Annotated in this window: 16 protein-coding genes and 1 pseudogene; 11 read left to right on the forward strand and 6 right to left on the reverse strand. The window is 58.8% G+C overall.

Going from position 1 to position 15,365, the window contains the following annotated elements; genetic code table 11:
* The first annotated feature begins 37 nt into the window (after nt 1-37).
* Both ESO89_RS06735 and ESO89_RS06740 read left to right on the forward strand, forming a co-directional pair.
* A complete protein-coding gene (locus ESO89_RS06735; protein ID WP_128904801.1) occupies nt 38-1,180 on the forward strand; it encodes a PD-(D/E)XK nuclease family protein in 1,143 nt (380 codons plus the stop codon).
* A complete protein-coding gene (locus tag ESO89_RS06740; protein ID WP_128904802.1) occupies nt 1,180-4,710 on the forward strand; it encodes a UvrD-helicase domain-containing protein in 3,531 nt (1,176 codons plus the stop codon). Before ESO89_RS06735 ends, ESO89_RS06740 begins: the two co-directional genes overlap by 1 nt.
* An 8-nt stretch (nt 4,711-4,718) precedes the next feature.
* Here the strand turns inward: ESO89_RS06740 and ESO89_RS06745 are convergent, their stop codons facing one another.
* On the reverse strand, nt 4,719-5,156 hold the full coding sequence (locus tag ESO89_RS06745; RefSeq protein WP_128904803.1) for a hypothetical protein: 438 nt from the start codon (nt 5,154-5,156) through the stop codon (nt 4,719-4,721).
* Nucleotides 5,149-5,724 (reverse strand): DUF7342 family protein, encoded by a 576-nt coding sequence (locus ESO89_RS06750; protein WP_128904804.1) that lies wholly within the window; start codon nt 5,722-5,724, stop codon nt 5,149-5,151. Before ESO89_RS06750 ends, ESO89_RS06745 begins: the two co-directional genes overlap by 8 nt.
* A gap of 237 nt (nt 5,725-5,961) precedes the next feature.
* Between ESO89_RS06750 and ESO89_RS06755 the strand changes: the two genes are divergently transcribed.
* Nucleotides 5,962-6,231 carry an AbrB/MazE/SpoVT family DNA-binding domain-containing protein gene (locus ESO89_RS06755; protein ID WP_128904805.1) on the forward strand — a complete coding sequence of 90 codons (270 nt, stop codon included), beginning with the start codon at nt 5,962-5,964 and terminating at the stop codon, nt 6,229-6,231.
* A gap of 15 nt (nt 6,232-6,246) precedes the next feature.
* Nucleotides 6,247-6,597, forward strand: a complete 351-nt coding sequence (locus ESO89_RS06760) for a type II toxin-antitoxin system PemK/MazF family toxin (RefSeq protein ID WP_128904806.1) — start codon at nt 6,247-6,249, stop codon at nt 6,595-6,597.
* 194 nt (nt 6,598-6,791) lie between these two features.
* Here ESO89_RS06760 and ESO89_RS06770 read toward each other — a convergent pair whose 3' ends face one another.
* The 3 genes from ESO89_RS06770 to ESO89_RS06780 all read right to left on the reverse strand — a co-directional run bounded on the left by ESO89_RS06770 (nt 6,792) and on the right by ESO89_RS06780 (nt 9,350).
* Nucleotides 6,792-8,027 (reverse strand): RNA-guided endonuclease InsQ/TnpB family protein, encoded by a 1,236-nt coding sequence (locus ESO89_RS06770; RefSeq protein WP_128904808.1) that lies wholly within the window; start codon nt 8,025-8,027, stop codon nt 6,792-6,794.
* Between the two features lie 5 nt (nt 8,028-8,032).
* Nucleotides 8,033-8,167 (reverse strand): AbrB/MazE/SpoVT family DNA-binding domain-containing protein, encoded by a 135-nt coding sequence (locus tag ESO89_RS06775; RefSeq protein WP_004059453.1) that lies wholly within the window; start codon nt 8,165-8,167, stop codon nt 8,033-8,035.
* Nucleotides 8,168-8,558: 391 nt separating this feature from the next.
* Complete coding sequence (locus tag ESO89_RS06780) at nt 8,559-9,350, reverse strand: alpha/beta fold hydrolase (protein WP_128904809.1); 792 nt, start codon at nt 9,348-9,350, stop codon at nt 8,559-8,561.
* A gap of 168 nt (nt 9,351-9,518) precedes the next feature.
* Here ESO89_RS06780 and ESO89_RS06785 point away from each other — a divergent pair, with 168 nt between their 5' ends.
* Nucleotides 9,519-10,205 carry a helix-turn-helix domain-containing protein gene (locus tag ESO89_RS06785; protein WP_128904810.1) on the forward strand — a complete coding sequence of 229 codons (687 nt, stop codon included), beginning with the start codon at nt 9,519-9,521 and terminating at the stop codon, nt 10,203-10,205.
* Nucleotides 10,206-10,248: 43 nt separating this feature from the next.
* On the opposite strand, the pseudogene ESO89_RS06790 reads toward ESO89_RS06785, so the two are convergent.
* Nucleotides 10,249-10,577: pseudogene (locus ESO89_RS06790) on the reverse strand (zinc ribbon domain-containing protein); the annotation flags it as partial.
* A gap of 69 nt (nt 10,578-10,646) precedes the next feature.
* On the opposite strand from ESO89_RS06790, the gene ESO89_RS06795 reads away from it, so the two are divergent.
* The 6 genes from ESO89_RS06795 to ESO89_RS06820 all read left to right on the forward strand — a co-directional run bounded on the left by ESO89_RS06795 (nt 10,647) and on the right by ESO89_RS06820 (nt 15,344).
* A complete protein-coding gene (locus tag ESO89_RS06795; protein WP_206731737.1) occupies nt 10,647-10,832 on the forward strand; it encodes a DUF7342 family protein in 186 nt (61 codons plus the stop codon).
* 52 nt (nt 10,833-10,884) lie between these two features.
* Nucleotides 10,885-11,877: a transposase gene (locus ESO89_RS06800; RefSeq protein ID WP_128904811.1), complete on the forward strand. Its 993-nt coding sequence runs from the start codon at nt 10,885-10,887 to the stop codon at nt 11,875-11,877.
* A gap of 10 nt (nt 11,878-11,887) precedes the next feature.
* Nucleotides 11,888-12,244 (forward strand): DUF7342 family protein, encoded by a 357-nt coding sequence (locus ESO89_RS06805; protein ID WP_128904812.1) that lies wholly within the window; start codon nt 11,888-11,890, stop codon nt 12,242-12,244.
* Between the two features lie 274 nt (nt 12,245-12,518).
* Nucleotides 12,519-13,793, forward strand: coding sequence for an RNA-guided endonuclease InsQ/TnpB family protein (locus tag ESO89_RS06810; protein WP_128904813.1), 1,275 nt, complete (start codon nt 12,519-12,521; stop codon nt 13,791-13,793).
* Between the two features lie 56 nt (nt 13,794-13,849).
* On the forward strand, nt 13,850-14,050 hold the full coding sequence (locus ESO89_RS06815) for an HTH domain-containing protein (RefSeq protein WP_128904814.1): 201 nt from the start codon (nt 13,850-13,852) through the stop codon (nt 14,048-14,050).
* 286 nt (nt 14,051-14,336) lie between these two features.
* Nucleotides 14,337-15,344, forward strand: coding sequence for an IS110 family RNA-guided transposase (locus ESO89_RS06820; protein ID WP_128904815.1), 1,008 nt, complete (start codon nt 14,337-14,339; stop codon nt 15,342-15,344).
* The last annotated feature ends 21 nt before the right edge of the window (nt 15,345-15,365 follow it).

Below are 15,365 nucleotides of genomic sequence, written 5' to 3' on the forward strand. Positions count from 1 at the left end.
CACCGCACCGACACGCCGTGGTGAAGCACGCGCCGTGATGGCGACGATCCGCGGGCTACGCGATGAGGGCGTCGACGTCCGCGACATCGTCGTGGTGGCCCGTGACCTCGATCCGTACGAACAGCCGCTCACCCGCGCCGCCATCCAGTATGGACTGACACCGGTCTTATGGACACAGCTGCGTGTGACACGAACGGAACCGTACGCACTGATCGAGGCGCTCTGTCGACTCTTTGCCGATGACGACGTCTCCGAAGAGACCCTAGTCGCACCCCTTACACAACGCTGGGCCCCACCGATGGCCTCCGAATCGTGGCCCATCGACCACGCAACGATCCAATCACGCGTCGACGACCTCCCGTCCGGGCACCACTCGATCGCCGACTGGGCCGAGACAGTGCGGACCCACACCACCGACGAGCGACTCACAACGTACTCTGACTGGATACAGACGCATGCTGATCGGGACCCGACTCCCAGAACAATCAGCGACGTACTCACAACAGCGATCGACGCATACCGCGAGACAAGCGTGCCCGCCCGACAGCAGTCGGATGCACCGGCACTCATCGAGACAGAGACAGCGGCGCGAGCGACACGCAGAGTCACAACGCTCGTCGAGCAAGTCACACACAAATACCAAGAGTGGCTTGCTGACGGGACCGTCTCACAATCATGGGCAGCTGTACAGGAGTTGTGTGAGCTCCTCGCGACACAACGTCCGGGCCGGCGCGAGCACTCGAACGCACGGGCGCTCGACATCATGGAGGCAAACGACGTGTGGGCGCTATCGGTCCCGTTCGTCATCGCGGTCGGCGTGACAGCAGCGGACTGGCCGACACAGACAGACAGCGTCGTTCCCCCCGAACTGCAGGAAGCCGTCCTCTCTGGGGCTGGCACGACCGCCACCGTCGCCCCCAGAACGGCGTGGGGAGACGGCCGCGATCGTGATCACTTCGCCGACGCGATGCGTGCCGCTACAGACGGCGTGATTGTGACGCGGTACACCCAGACCGCCGACGGCACCGAGGTCCACCCCTCGCCGTTTCTCGCGTCACGAGAGATGAAGACGGTCTCCAAGCAAGCTCGGACCCGATTGGTAAGCACCGAACAGCATCTCCCTGAGCCGATCGCCGATCTCCTCACCACAAGTGCGGCGACGACACCCACCAATCAGTAATGAGTAACGACGACGACGATCCACGCGAACTACGGAACGCACAGGCGACGATCAGAGACCAGTTCGTCGACGCCGAGGCAGGCCTGTATACGATGAACTGTGTCGCCGGTGCTGGCAAATCGATGACCGTCCATCGAGTCGCTGCTGAAGCCATCATCCGACGGTACGTCGCCGGCGACCAAACGCCTGCACAGTCCGTTGCCGTGATGTCGTTCAACACCGACGAGGCGGCCGCGATCGTCCCCGATGTCTGTGAGCATATCCGCGAGATCGTGGCCCACGAGCTCATTCCCGACGCCACGGCACTCTCCGAGACGGATGTGGAGTATCTCGTGTCGCGGGTGCGCCAGGCACCGTATATTGGTACCGTCGACGGCATTCTGCGAGGGGTGTTCAGCGACCTCGCTGGCGATCTCGGGTTCGAGGAGACGCCGACGGTCGGCAACGAGGCGTTGCTATCGAAGGTGCACACAGGGTGTTACGACGCCATCGCGACAGATCCCACCTACGCCGCCGCGATCACCAAACTGGAAGCGGCCTATCCAGCTGACGACTGGTCCGACGGCCCTGCAGAGATGCTTGCCGACGCCGTGCGATACTGCCGCGATCAGCGTCTCACGACAGGGGCATTCGAAACAAAACTCCGCACAACACAGGACGCGGTGTATCCCGAGGGACGACCCACCAGTCGCGCAGACATCCTCGAAACAATCGCCGACTACACCGACGAGAGCGTCGCGGCCACCACCGACGCCAAACGCACGGCCGACGAGTGGACCGAACTCGTTGCAGCTGACCAGCGGCTGTATGACGCCTGGGACGCGACGCTGACAACGTTTTGTGAGGTCCTTGAAGCATACCGCGAGGAGTACCGAGACCGGATCCGCGAGTACGGCGCTGTGTCGCACACCGATGTCGCCTGCTACGTGGCAAGCGTGTTCGATGGCAACTGGCCAGTCGATGGCGACACCCCGACGACCGACCGCCATACAGCCCTTCGACAGCGGTACCACGCGCGGCTCGACAGTGTGATCATCGACGAAGCCCAGGATATCTCCACCATCCAGCACGCGGCGGTATCACACCTCGTGACCCCGTCGATGCGCGTGCTTGCCTGCGGTGACACGCTCCAAAGCATCTACCGCTGGCGACACGCCGACCCATCGGTGTTCGCGAACGCCTGTAGTGAGGGCCAGTATCTCGGTATCGACTGGGACACCCACGAGACGGTCACAGCCGCCACAACGTACCGAGGAACACCAGACATCGCCGCCGGCATCAACACCATCATCGGACCCGTCTTCGACGACCCAACGCGCGGAGGACTCAGCGACTTCGAAACGGCCTACCCCGGCCTCGATGCAGACCGAGCTTCCACCGACGACCCGAGTGTCCACGTCGCCGCGTTCACAGGCTTGGCAGCCCCCAACTCTGCCCAGTGGGTCGCCCCCGACGGCCGCGGCGGTGAGGCAAACATCCTAGCGACGTATCTGGCCCGCGGACTCGCTGATGGCACCCTCACCGACGAGACCGGATCGCCACAGTCGGTGACGGTCGTCTTTCGCAATCGAAGGCATATGGCGGCGTACAAAGACGCCTTCGAGGCCGAGGGACTAACCGTCCACAACGCCAGTTCGAGACTCTTTGCGTGTGACGCCGTCAAAGCGGTGCTTGCTGTCTGTGACTGGCTCACCGCGCCGACCGATCCGGAGCAGACACGCGCATTGTTGACCGACTCGGCGTTCGAATTTGGTGCATCACACGATCGGTTTGAGCGTGCCGACTACGACCTCGACGCCATCTGTGCGGCCGACGACCTTGACGCAGACACCCGACAGATACTCTGTGGCCTGCGGGATCTTCGCGGCCAGTTGGGGCGATTTCACCGCGTCCCCGCATCGGTGTATCTCGAAGACATCATCGAACAGCTCGCACTCCGGGCCGACCCCGGCGACCATGTCACAGGTCCCTCACCAGAGCAGCGGGTGGCCGCACTCGACGCGCTCACCAGCACCGTCGCCGACTGGGAAGCTGACACGCAGTATACACCGGCCGAACTCGTCGACCTTCTTGCCCCGTTTCGGGCAGCGCCACAAAACGGACCAGACATCCCGAGTGTGACCGATGACGCCGATGTCGTCTTCAGCACGGTCCACCGGATGAAAGGCGATCAAGACGGGGTCATCGTGCTTGCAACCCCCGGATTCAAACTCTGGAACCACGGGCCATACTCCCAGCGGTTCATCACCCACGGCGATGTTGCGGCGTTGGCCCCGCCGACGACCGTCGAGACGGCACCCGAGATCGCACTGCCACCCTTCGACGGCGGACTCTACACCCCGAGCGGGACTGGTCCAGACAGGGAAGGTGTTGCACCACGCGACAGTGGGTTGCGGTGGGCGACCGAACACTGGCTCGACGAGCGTGCAGGAACCGGCCATCGACTCTTCGGGCCCGATCACCTCCAGTCAGTCGCAGCCAGCATGCGAGGGGAAGCCTGGCGACTACTGTATGTGGCACTCTCTCGGGCGCGTGATCACCTCATTATCCCGCTTCCGCACACGATTCCCGGAACATCACAACCCCGTGACCGCTGGCTCGATACGATCTATGACGCCCTTGCGTTTTCGCCCGAACAGACGGCCACGTATACGATCGACGAGGGAGGCGGTGTCGACGCCGACGCGAGCGCACTCACGATCGGGGTCAACGACGTCGACGGCTATGCGACACGCGAGACACACGAGCCCCCACGATCGATGGCCGCGACAGCCGCTCCCCGCCGCGACCAGCTGGAGCCGTGGGTCCCACGCTTTCTCAACCCGAGTACGGCCTATCCGCTGACTGACGACGTCGACGCGACCGTGACTGCCCACCTCCTCGACGAACCGATTCACACCGAGACCGACGACGTGGGCGACGAGCTCCCGATCACGTTCGAGACGCTTGGGCCAGAGGCAGTCGGGACCTGTCTCCACGAGGCAGTGGTCGCCCTCATCGAGATGGACGTGCCGGCTTCCGAGATCGACGCGTGGAGCGAGCCGGTCCGTACCGCGCTTCGGGACGCGATGGACCAAGTGACGCCACAATCGATCGACATGGTGCCGGATTCTGAACGCGCCGGCCTGGTCACCTTCTTCCACACGGCGGTTGTTTCGGACTTCCTCGCGTCCGATTTGTGGACGCAGATCCACGCGGCGGAGGCTGTCTACGTCGACCACGATCTCAGCGGGCTTGTGACTGCTGGTGACGTTGAAGTCGAAGTACATGGCGAGGCCGATATCCTCCTCGATCTGGGTGGGGGCGAGTGGCAGGTGGCCGATCTCAAGATCGCACTGACTGACTCACTCGATGCAACGCAACCACGATATGAACTCCAGATCGCTGCATACGAACATGTTCTCCAGCACCAGCTTGCGCCGACGTCGACGGTTCACACCACTATCGAGACGTTTGGGTGTGTCCGCACGTCGATTCACGGGCAGCTTCCGTCGGGCGTGCTTGAGCGTCGGATTCGCCAACTAGTGTAGTGGCGGGTTTAGACATCCCAGAAGGCTTTGATCCGGTCGTCAAGAGTGGTGAGCACAGTTGTGAGTACGTCCCGCCAGTCGTCGGGATGGTCGGCATCCTCTCCGGGAGTCGACGCAGCTGGGGGTTGATGGAAATGCTCGCGAGCGTTGTGGTCATTCGGATGTCGGTCCCATCGACACGCCCACTTGTTGCCGGTCTGGTATTGTTCTGAATAGTGGATGCTAAAATCGTCAGTCTCGAACCACCGTATCCGTAGATATGCACGGGTGACGCCGCTTGGAAAGTATCCCAGCTCGTAGTCAGCGACGACTGCGTTCGGTGCGTATTCCGGTCGTGTCTGGATGTCGTCGAACCGATCACTACGAGCAAGGTATGCGGCAATCCGATCAAGGATTTCCGTATCGATCGGACCGCGATCGGATGGATGAGCCGCGTCCTCAGGCATCGACCGGACCGGGCTTGCTCCCAACGACTGGATTGTTCCGGCGTGCTTCGTCAAGGAGTGCAGCTCGCTGTTCGAGCGTCTCCCACTCGGAGAGTGCTTCCCAAGCTGCTTCAGTGGACAAATCCTGTTTCTGAGTGGCGTCGACGAGAGACACCTCGTCCGGATGCGTCGCATCGAACTGTGCTCTGTAGTCTTCGATCTGTTCAAGTGCGTCACCAAGTGCGTCGACAATCTCCGTCTCGGAGTATTCCTCGCGGATCCGGTCGATGCGCCGCCACTGGAAGTACGCATCGTTTCGGTCATAGCGGACCGGGCGGCCGTTGTGTCGGTGGACCATGCCCATCTCGTCAAACCAGTTTAGGTAATCTCGTGCTGTTTCGGTGTCACAGTCAGCATGCTCTGCGATCGTCGATACCTTGGTTGGTGTGCGAAGTCCGACCACAACATCGAGAAGCCGCTCTCGGATTGACCCACCCTTGAGCAGCGTCTGGGGAGATTCCAGTCCATCGAGATTAGGTGGTGACTCCTCGCCGTCGTATGCATCGTCGGGGATGTCTGTGAGGTCCATGCGGAGGTCTCCCTACGGTAATCTACTTCACTCACCGATTTATATCTATGGTATACTGAATTATTTCGTCAATCCGGATGTGGACTCACTGGACACGAGCAGTCAACTACCCCACCCTGAGGGGTTCGCTCGTTGAGGTTGGGCCTTATCCATGAACTCGCCTCGAACCCGTCCGGGTGGGCGTTGAACGCCCATGCCACCGACATCTATATCAGTATGAAAAAAGTATGAATGTGTATGCCCGAACACAAACGGAAAGTTGGAGATCGGGGGCAGGTGACGATTCCGAAGGAACTGCGGGACCGTCGTGGCATTGAAGGCGGTGATGAAGTTGAATTCGTCGAAGTAAATGACGAGATCATACTCAAACCCCCGACAGATGAGGAACGGCTTGCTGAAGGATATCGAAAGAGAGCCGAGCGGTCTCGTGAGTTGGCTGAGGAAATGGAGGACGCATCCGCAGAAGCAACCGGGCATCTTGGTGACGCACCCGGCTGGAGCGAGTGACTTCTGGAGTCACGTGTGCAGGTACGCCGCGGCGACATTGTCATCGTTGAACTGAATCCCACGAAAGGGAGTGAGCAGCACGGGAAGAGCCGGCCCTGTGTTGTCATCCAGAACGATGTTGGGAACCAGTATTCACCGACGACGATTATCGCTCCATTCACAACGCAGTACACGTCTGGAGACACGTACCCGTTCGAGGTGGAAGTACTGGCTTCGGATACTGCCCTCGATCACGATTCTGTGGCAGATCTCAGTCAAATCCGGGTTGTCGACATCAATGAACGTGTGGCAAAGAACATTGGATCTGTCCCATCATCAGATCTGGTGAAAATTGACTCGGCAATCAAAGATAGCCTCGGAATCTGAGCGAAAAGTTCCTTAGCCTCCGAACAACCGAGAAAAGAACCCACCTGAGTCGTCCGTCTCCGACGTATCCTCTGTGGTGTCTGATTGCTGGGTGCCCGTACCAGTTTCGGCCGCGCCGTTCAGGAGTTCGGTGACGGAGTACCCGATCCACTCGCCGAATTCCTCAGGTGCACCGATGTGAACCCACCCCGAGGTCAAGCCTCGGGGCTTCCTGCTTCCACGACGCGCTTTGCATCCACTCGCAAGGGAGTGAACGTAGGGAGCGCAGTCTGCACAGGCGTTGATTCGGAGCGTCCCGCTCCTATCTGTTTGCGACCGCGAGAAAGGATGTTCTTTGCCGCGTTCAGGTCCCTATCCTCAGTGTGACCGCACGCTGGACAGGAGTGTTCTCGAATCCACAGCGGTTTCGACGTTTCCACACCACACTCCGAACACTCTTTGGTTGTTCCTGCTGGTTCGACTCGAACGACGTGAGTACCATGCAGGTCGGCTTTGTACTCCAAGAGGTCCAGAAACCGTGACCATGCCGCGTCCTGCTTGTTCTTGGCGTTCTGGCTGGTTTCCAACATCGGCTTCACATCCAAATCTTCGACAGCCACCAAATCGTACTCACGGACCAGCCACGTCGTGAGTTTGTGCTGGTAGTCCAGCACTTTCCGCTTGATCTGCCGCTTCGCTCGGGCAACGTTCTGTCGTTGTTTTTCCCAGTTATTCGACCCGTGTTCTTTCCGGTCGAGTTTCCGCTGTTCGCGTCCGTAACAGTCGTACTCGTCCGACAGGTCGAGCATATCCACTGCCGTATCGTCGCTGGTGTGGATGTACGAGAGAATCCCGAGGTCTACACCCACACAATCGGTGGGGTCGAGTGTATCGGGTTGGGGCTTTTCGGGAAGTTCCTCGTCCGGGCGTTCAGTGACGAGATACACGAACCAGTCGCCAGTTCGTTCCTTCTTCAACACGACGCGCTTGATGTTCTCGGTCGCGGGAAGCTCTCGGTGCGCTCGAATTGGGATGTGGCCGATTTTCGAGAGTCGGAGTGTCGCGTATCCGTCTTGGCCCGTGGTGTGATTCACGTCGAAGCCTTCGGACTGATACGCGACTGAGCGACGTTCGCCGCTCCCCTGCCACTTCAACCGTCCTGTCTTGTAGCCGCTTTCCCGCCGACTTTTCTGCGTCTCAACGTTCTTGTGTATCTCGGAGACAGTCTGTTGGGCGGCGTGTGCCGACACTTCGGAAAAAAGCAACCACTGCTGTTTCCAGTCTGTGAGTTTGCGGTGCTGGTCGTAGGCGGTTGGCCGGTTCCCGTAGTCGTGGGAGTAGTAGTCGCGGATGGCGTGGTTCCGTATCTGTCGGTGGATTTCGATGTGTCGCCACGCTTCGCTGGCGGTTCCCTCGCCGGGATACGCACGACAGCGAAGCGTTACGTCCATCTGTGTTAGTCCAGCCGTTCAACAGTGAGTTTGATTCGGTCACCCGGCTCGATACCAAGCGGTTCGCGCACATCTTCGGGAATCGTGACCTGTCCTCGGTCACGGACAGTCGGATAACATTCCATCTCAGTCTGACCCATACAGGCTCATTCTGATTCGCTCGAAGTAAACGTTTCGATAGCGTGGGCCTGTGGGCCGGGAGAGACAACCCGGCGGCTGGTCGGCCACTGTCGGCTTCACCCTCGGGGTCAAGCCCCGAGGCACTCGCCTTGTTTATCTGTAGAACTCCGGCATATCCGCGAACCTATCAAACGAGATGTTCGCTGTCAGTTCGTCCATACACACAGCAGCGGTCTAACACGAATTAAAACCGTACCGTGGAGCGGTAGTGGAGCATACGCTGTCGACACTCAGAGATACATCGGCAGCGACGCATACCCTACGGCGCTGGAAGCGGCCAGTCACCGAGGAATGCTGTGAAGCCTATGTTTCAACGAGAAGAGAACCCCGCCGTTTACGGCGAGGAGGATGTCACTCACGGAGGAATGCTCCAACTTCCGCTGTGATCCGTTGTGGGGCTTCGCTTGGACCGCTGTGACTGACTCCGTCGAACTCGACGAGCCGGCTGTGAGGAAGCACACCATGGACCTCACGAGCGCTCTCACGAAGGAATTCCGGCCCATTCGTTCCGGTCATCACGAGAACATCCGCTTTGACATCCAGCGTACTGGGTAACTGGTACTGCTCGACAGCGCGATTCATCCGGACGACCTCGTCAGCGAGTTTGACACAATCCGGCCAGACCGACCACTCAGCCAACCACGCATCGAGGTTATCAATTCCGTCGGGATGGAGGACCTGCTCGATGTAACGTTTCACGGCCTCCTGACGTTCACCTTCATCGATGAGTGTAGCCATCCGGTCAGCGAGATCAGCCTCTTTTCGGTAGCCATCAGGGAGGACTGCTGGTTCATATGCGAGGACCGCTTCAACCGCTACATCGGTCGCAGCTTCGACTGCCGTCAGTGCGCCGTAGGAGTGACCGAACAGAATCGGATCGCCGTCGACAGTATCGGCGAGTGTCTGGACGTACCGCACCTCACGGTCCAGTACCTCGTCGGCGCGGGTCTCTGCTAGATCCGCAAGACACGTACCAAATCCCGGTCGCTGTGGGATCACAATGCCGTACTCGTCGAAGTACGGTAGGACTGGATGCCAGTATTCTCGGGGAGCCATTCCACCGTGGAGAAGGATCAGTGGCTGACCGTCGCCGTGTCGTTCGTACACTACTTCAGTACCATCAGCGGACTGGGTCGTCACCATACAACGCTGTGTTCGAAGGCGACGAGGCTAAGCCGTTCTCTCAGCCATTGGGCTATTTATAAGTGGAAGTGGATAGGCATGTCATCAAGAAGTACCACAGTACTGCCCACATTGCTCTCGAAACCGAGTCTTCAACACCCCCATTAACAATGGCATCAACTATCGCGTATGAGGCTTGTCGCTGAATTCGAGATCTACTGCGACGTGCTTCCGCTTGTTGAGGTAGCAGCGACAGTACCCGAGGCGACGCTGATCCTCGAACTACAGTTCAACCATGGGAAACGGCCCCTGTTTCTAGTCACCATAACAAACGGTTCTGACCAAGCGGTCACAAACGCGCTTTCCGACGCCTACGATGTCGGTGAATGGACGCTTGTTGGAGAGGCCGGTGACACGCGTCGCTACCAAGTAATGCCAGCACTCAGCTTCGAGGAACAACTCGGCGGTCACATAGACGATCTCGCAGGGCTTGAGGCGCTCGCTACGGCGGATGCAATCATCGAGCGGATCGAGGTATTACCGGACGGATGGCGACAGACCGGGTGGTTCGCCGACCGAGAAGCGTTCAGCGCATTCTCGACGTTCTGGCAACAGAACGCCGATTTTAGATTGTTTCGTCTCACCCGTAATCGGGAGTCCAAACCACCCGGTGATGGGCTAACCAATCATCAGCAGGAGGCGCTTCGCACAGCGTACGAGATGGGCCATTTCGATATCCCGCGGCGGGCGTCACTGGAAGAAGTTGCCATAGAGTTGGATATCTCTGCGTCATCGCTCTCTGAGCGGTTGCGTCGTGCGGAGACGCAACTCATCGAAGAGACGGTGGCGACAACGTGGCCGCCTCTCCCCGATTGAACCACTACGTTGCGGAAGTGTTCCATACGTCAACTACCCTCCCCTACTCGCTCACGGCTGACGCCGTTCGCTCCTTGAGGGTAGGCCTTCCTGCTTCCACGGCGCGCTTTGGAGACACCGAATCGGTGTCCGTAGGGAGCGCAGTCGCCACAGGCGTTGATTCGGAGTGTCCCACTCCTACATCTTGCACGCCGCGTTTGCGTCTCTGTCCCCTTCAAACCCGCAGGCGGGACAGGAGTGTTCACGGACCCACAACGGCCTGTCGGGTGAAACGCCGCACGACGCGCACTCTTTGGTTGTCCCTCTCGGGTTGACCGCGACGAAGCGCGTTCCCTCTCGCTCACACCTGTATTCGAGCAACGAGAGGAACGACACTTGGCATTTGGACTAATTATTTGATTTTGATGTAGATTTATTGCGCTAAGATGGGTTAGAGTAACTATGACTGAGACGACAGACGGGTTTGAAGTGTGGATAGAACATACGAGCGCGTTCGATAGGGTCCAGTCTGTCGCCCGGAGTGTGTCGAAACCGAAACCCGTCTCGTACATTGCAGAGGAAGCTCACGTCGCTGAAAACACCGCACGTGACCACTTGGAGCGGCTTGTAGAATTGAACGTGCTGTGAGGGTGTCATAGAACGAGTAGCACACCAAAGAGCAGGGTGAATGCTGAGGTGGATGAGTTCAGCGACCCTGCAGGATGATCCTTCGGTAGACTCGTTCTTCAATGTCGTGGAGACCGAGACGCTAGCGCTGTTCGAGCACCTCTCCTTCGAGTTTCTCGAAGAGTTTGACGTGTTCGCCCCGGCGGAGACGGGGCGAACACGAGACCACGAACCACCAGAGCTGATGCGTGGCTTTCTCCACTGCTACTACAAGGACATCTACGGCATTCGTCCCGTTGAACGAGAACTACGGAACACGGTTGTCTGGCTGAGCTGTGGGTTCGATCGACCGCCGTCGAGAGACACGGTCGATCGCTTCCTTACCGATCTTGAGCACGTCGTTAACAAGGTGTTCGACCACCTCGTCGAGCAGGCCGCCCGCCGCGGCCTGCTCGACTTGACCTACTGCATTGATTCAACTGACGTGAGGGCGATGCCCGCCGATCAAGACGCCTCAAAGTGCTACGATCCCACTGACGACGAGTACTACCACGGCTACGGCTGTACAATCGTCTCGACCGGGCAAAAAATCCCGATCGCGGTGGAGTTCACAGAGAGTAAACAAGCGCCAGAGGAGACGGCGATGCGCGTCACGCGTGACGCGCTCGCCGTCGCCAAGCCGATCTGGATGGTCGGTGACAGCGCCTACGACACGCTGGAGTGGCACGATCACCTGCTGGCCGCAGGGGTCGTGCCAGTCGTCCCATACAACGCGCGAAACACTGACGACCCGAAAGACATCGAATACAGGGTCGAAGACCGCATCGAACAACACAGCGAGGACGTTCAGCTGAAGCAGTCCACGTTGGATGAGACGTACAACCGCCGTACTGGAGTCGAACGAACGAATGAATCAGTGAAGGACTGCGGCCTCGGGCGAACGCACGCCCGAGGCCGCGTTCACGCACGAGCGCAGGTGTTCCTCGCTCTGTGCCTTCGTCTCGTCGTCGCAATCACCAACTACGAACGCGGAGACAATCCGGGAAGCACGATCATCACGGTGTGACAAGAGTTCTATGACACCCTCCGTGCTGTTGGAAAGTGAGTCGGATGGCACGGCGCTCTACTCGCCTGATCCACTCCATGTTCGGCTGCAAACGCTCCGTGGGCTGTTAGAGGAACACGATCGAGATGGCCTTATTGAGCTGAAGGCTGACCTCCAAGTAGAAATCGAGGAACTGAGCGAGGAGTACGGAGTAGACTCTCCGGACGCTCTTCGAAAGCTTGCAGCAGAGTCAGAGAGTGCGGCCGAGACGAGTGAGATCCGAAAGGCAGCGAGTGACTGGGAACTCATGCTGTACCGGCTCTCTATCGTTGAGGACGCAATCGAGGACTACGCGGAGTATGACCGTGACTACAGAGCATCGGCCTAAGCATGGGAGGCGGGAACTCATACATTTCAAGAGAGACATCCCACGGAGCGCTTCGGGGCATCCAGCAGGAACTTGAGCGTCATCCGGCAGTTACTGAGGTTCGCGGCTTTCCACTAGGAGTGTTTACACGAAATCAAGGAGAATACCTGCGCCTTTAGGCGCAGGATGAATCCGACAACTCCTACGCAATCAACCGTCGATAGCAAGGCCGGATATTCCGCGCCAACCGACACTATTAACAAAATAGCATCCATAACCAGTTATAAAGCCAGAAATGAGTCGAACCATCCGAACCTTCGAGGCCACCATCACGAACCAGCAGCAGGTTCGTGACGACCTCGACCAACTCGGATGGGCCGCCTCAAAACTCTGGAACGTCGGTCGCTACTACGCACAAGAACAGTGGGACGAAACGGGCGAGATTCCCGATGACGGGGAGCTCAAAGCCGAACTCAAACGCCACGAACGCTACACGGACTTGCATTCTCAATCCAGTCAGCGCGTTCTCGAAGAACTCGCTGAAGCGTTCAACGGCTGGTTCGGTAAGCGTCGGAACGGCGATGACCGTGCCCGACCGCCCGGCTACCGCAAAAATGGAGACTCCCACCCGCGTTCAACTGTGTCGTTCAAAGCGGCTGGCTTCAAGCATGACGAACAGTTCAACCGCGTTCGCCTCTCGAAAGGCCGCAATCTCAAAGAACACCGTTCAGACTTCATCTTGTGCGAGTACGAGACTCGCCCGGATGTTGACCTGACCGAGTGGGACATTCAACAGGTTCGCGCGATCTACAAGCGCGACGAGTGGCGGCTACAATTCGTCTGTCGAACCACTATCGACCCGGAACCGCCGGGCGACGAGGTGGCCGGTGTTGACCTCGGGATCTGTAACTTCGCCGCTGTCTCCTTTGGCGGCGAGTCGGTGTTGTATCCCGGTGGCGCACTCAAAGAAGACGACTACTACTTCACGAAGAAGAAGGCTAAGTGCGACGATTCCTCGTCGCATAAGGCGACTCATCTTGACCGGAAACGGACTGGTCGTCGGGCACACTTCTTGCACGCACTCTCGAAAGCGATTGTCGAGGAGTGCATCGAACGAGGTGTTGGGACGCTTGTGGTCGGTGACCTCGGTGGCATCCGAGAGGACGACGAGAACGGCGAACCCCGCAACTGGGGCGACCACGGGAACTTGGACTTGCACGGGTGGGCGTTCGACCGCTTCACGACGCTACTCGACTACAAGTCGGAAGCCGAGGGCATCGACGTGGAGTTGGTGTCGGAACGCGATACATCGAAGTCGTGTTCAGCATGTGGTCACACCGATGACAACCAGCGTGTGGAGCGTGGACTGTACGTGTGTGAGAAGTGCGATACGGTTGCGAACGCTGATGTGAATGGTGCGGAGAACATTCGACAAAAGGTACTCCCGAGTCTCGCCACGGACGGCGGTGATAGGGATAACGGCTGGTTGGCACAGCCAGCGGTTCGCCTGTTCGACCGCAGCGAGGGCAGTTTTGCCCCGCGAGAACAGGTCGTGAACCGCGAACCGTAATATCCCAACTCAGCGGTGCGGTGCCGTGGGATTCCCGCGTCTTCAGGCGCGGGAGGATGTCAATCGAACTTCCGTACTTCACTGCGAACGATATCACGCAACAATTCAATGTGAGCCGACAGACTGCCTACAATGCGATCGAAGAAGTCGAAGCAGAGGGCTTGGTAGGTGAAGTGACTGGCCAAGAGCGCAACCGAGAGTACAAAGCAGTCGATATTTTCGATATCTTAGAGCGGCCGATTGCTACTACTGATTGACGGAGCGAAGTAGTATGCGGCCTGTTTGGGCGAGTTGGTGGATACAGAGCATACCCACCGTTTCGGCTCTGATGGGATGAAAGCCTGCTAAGTCCCCAGCGTGCGTGAAGAGGTACTGGGGTGGTCAAAGGCCGATGATTCAACAGCGTCATAGAACGCGTGGCTCTGATTGGCCTACCTGCCAAGGACGCACTATCATGGGAGGCCGCCCGGATGCTGACGGCATCCGGGCGGCGAGCCCGAATAGGTGTGGCTCCCTTCACGCACAAACCGCTCCACAGGAACCATGTACTACCTCGGAATCGACCTTCATAAAGATGAGTCGCACGTCGCTGTTTTGGACGACGATGCCGAGGTCGTCGAAGAGATTCGCGTCACAAACGCGAATCTCGACGACGTTGCCGAAGAATACGCTGGAGCCAAAGCGGCGCTCGAAGCAACCAGCAACTACTACACGGTCTACGACACCCTCGACGAACACCTCGACGTGGTTGTCGCAGATCCCACACAAACCAAGGCGATCGGCTATGCTGAGGTGAAAAACGACCGGCTCGACGCGAAGTTGCTCGCGCAACTTCGCCGAGCCGGCATGATCGCTGAGAGTTACGTCCCGTCCGAAGAGCTCCGGGAGCGCCGCGCACTTGTGCGCGGCCGGAAGAGACTCGTCGAAAAGCGTACGGACTTCAAAAACGAAGTCCACGCCCTACTCGACAAACACGGGATCACCTACGACTGGGATCCGTTCAGTGTGAACGGGCGAGACATCCTCGCCAGCGAGGATGTCTCGCTCGGTGTGGTCGGCGATCAGTTGATGGAGTCGTTCCTCTCGATCATCGACGAGTTAACCGCTCAAATAGAAGAAATCGAATCGTTGATCGAGGAAACCGCTGCGTCTCTCGAGGAGACGCAGCTGTTGATGACGATTCCAGGCGTGAGTTTCTACTCGTCGCTGCTGATCACATCGGAGATCGGTGAGATCGACCGGTTCGACGAGGCAAAGCAGGTGGTGAGTTACGCGGGATTGGATCCGGTCGTCCGCGAGTCAGGCGACTCGCGGACGGAAGGATCGATCTCGAAGCGCGGAAGTGGAGACTTACGCTGGATCCTCGTTCAGTGTGTTCAAACAGCGGTTCACCGGTGTAACGATCCGTATCTTGGACGGTTCTACGCTCGATTGAAACAGCGGAAGAACCACCAGATAGCGATTGTCGCAACGGCGCGAAAACTGCTCGTGTCGATCTTCCATATGCTTGATCGCACGGAGGTGTACGATCCACCAGAGGTGAGTGCCTGAGGGCCGCCGAGCCGGCGGCCC

It is taken from the genome of Halorubrum amylolyticum, from assembly GCF_004114995.1.
Classification (GTDB): domain Archaea; phylum Halobacteriota; class Halobacteria; order Halobacteriales; family Haloferacaceae; genus Halorubrum; species Halorubrum amylolyticum.

Bases quoted from the DNA above. Each gene is read 5' to 3' on its own strand.
- ESO89_RS06735 (WP_128904801.1), top strand. From the start codon at position 38: ATGGCGACGATCCGCGGGCTACGCGATGAGGGCGTCGACGTCCGCGAC.
- ESO89_RS06740 (WP_128904802.1), top strand. From the start codon at position 1,180: ATGAGTAACGACGACGACGATCCACGCGAACTACGGAACGCACAGGCG.
- ESO89_RS06745 (WP_128904803.1), bottom strand. From the start codon at position 5,156: ATGCCTGAGGACGCGGCTCATCCATCCGATCGCGGTCCGATCGATACG.
- ESO89_RS06750 (WP_128904804.1), bottom strand. From the start codon at position 5,724: ATGGACCTCACAGACATCCCCGACGATGCATACGACGGCGAGGAGTCA.
- ESO89_RS06755 (WP_128904805.1), top strand. From the start codon at position 5,962: ATGCCCGAACACAAACGGAAAGTTGGAGATCGGGGGCAGGTGACGATT.
- ESO89_RS06770 (WP_128904808.1), bottom strand. From the start codon at position 8,027: ATGGACGTAACGCTTCGCTGTCGTGCGTATCCCGGCGAGGGAACCGCC.
- ESO89_RS06775 (WP_004059453.1), bottom strand. From the start codon at position 8,167: ATGGGTCAGACTGAGATGGAATGTTATCCGACTGTCCGTGACCGAGGA.
- ESO89_RS06780 (WP_128904809.1), bottom strand. From the start codon at position 9,350: ATGGTGACGACCCAGTCCGCTGATGGTACTGAAGTAGTGTACGAACGA.
- ESO89_RS06785 (WP_128904810.1), top strand. From the start codon at position 9,519: ATGAGGCTTGTCGCTGAATTCGAGATCTACTGCGACGTGCTTCCGCTT.
- ESO89_RS06795 (WP_206731737.1), top strand. From the start codon at position 10,647: ATGACTGAGACGACAGACGGGTTTGAAGTGTGGATAGAACATACGAGC.
- ESO89_RS06800 (WP_128904811.1), top strand. From the start codon at position 10,885: ATGAGTTCAGCGACCCTGCAGGATGATCCTTCGGTAGACTCGTTCTTC.
- ESO89_RS06805 (WP_128904812.1), top strand. From the start codon at position 11,888: ATGACACCCTCCGTGCTGTTGGAAAGTGAGTCGGATGGCACGGCGCTC.
- ESO89_RS06810 (WP_128904813.1), top strand. From the start codon at position 12,519: ATGAGTCGAACCATCCGAACCTTCGAGGCCACCATCACGAACCAGCAG.
- ESO89_RS06815 (WP_128904814.1), top strand. From the start codon at position 13,850: ATGTCAATCGAACTTCCGTACTTCACTGCGAACGATATCACGCAACAA.
- ESO89_RS06820 (WP_128904815.1), top strand. From the start codon at position 14,337: ATGTACTACCTCGGAATCGACCTTCATAAAGATGAGTCGCACGTCGCT.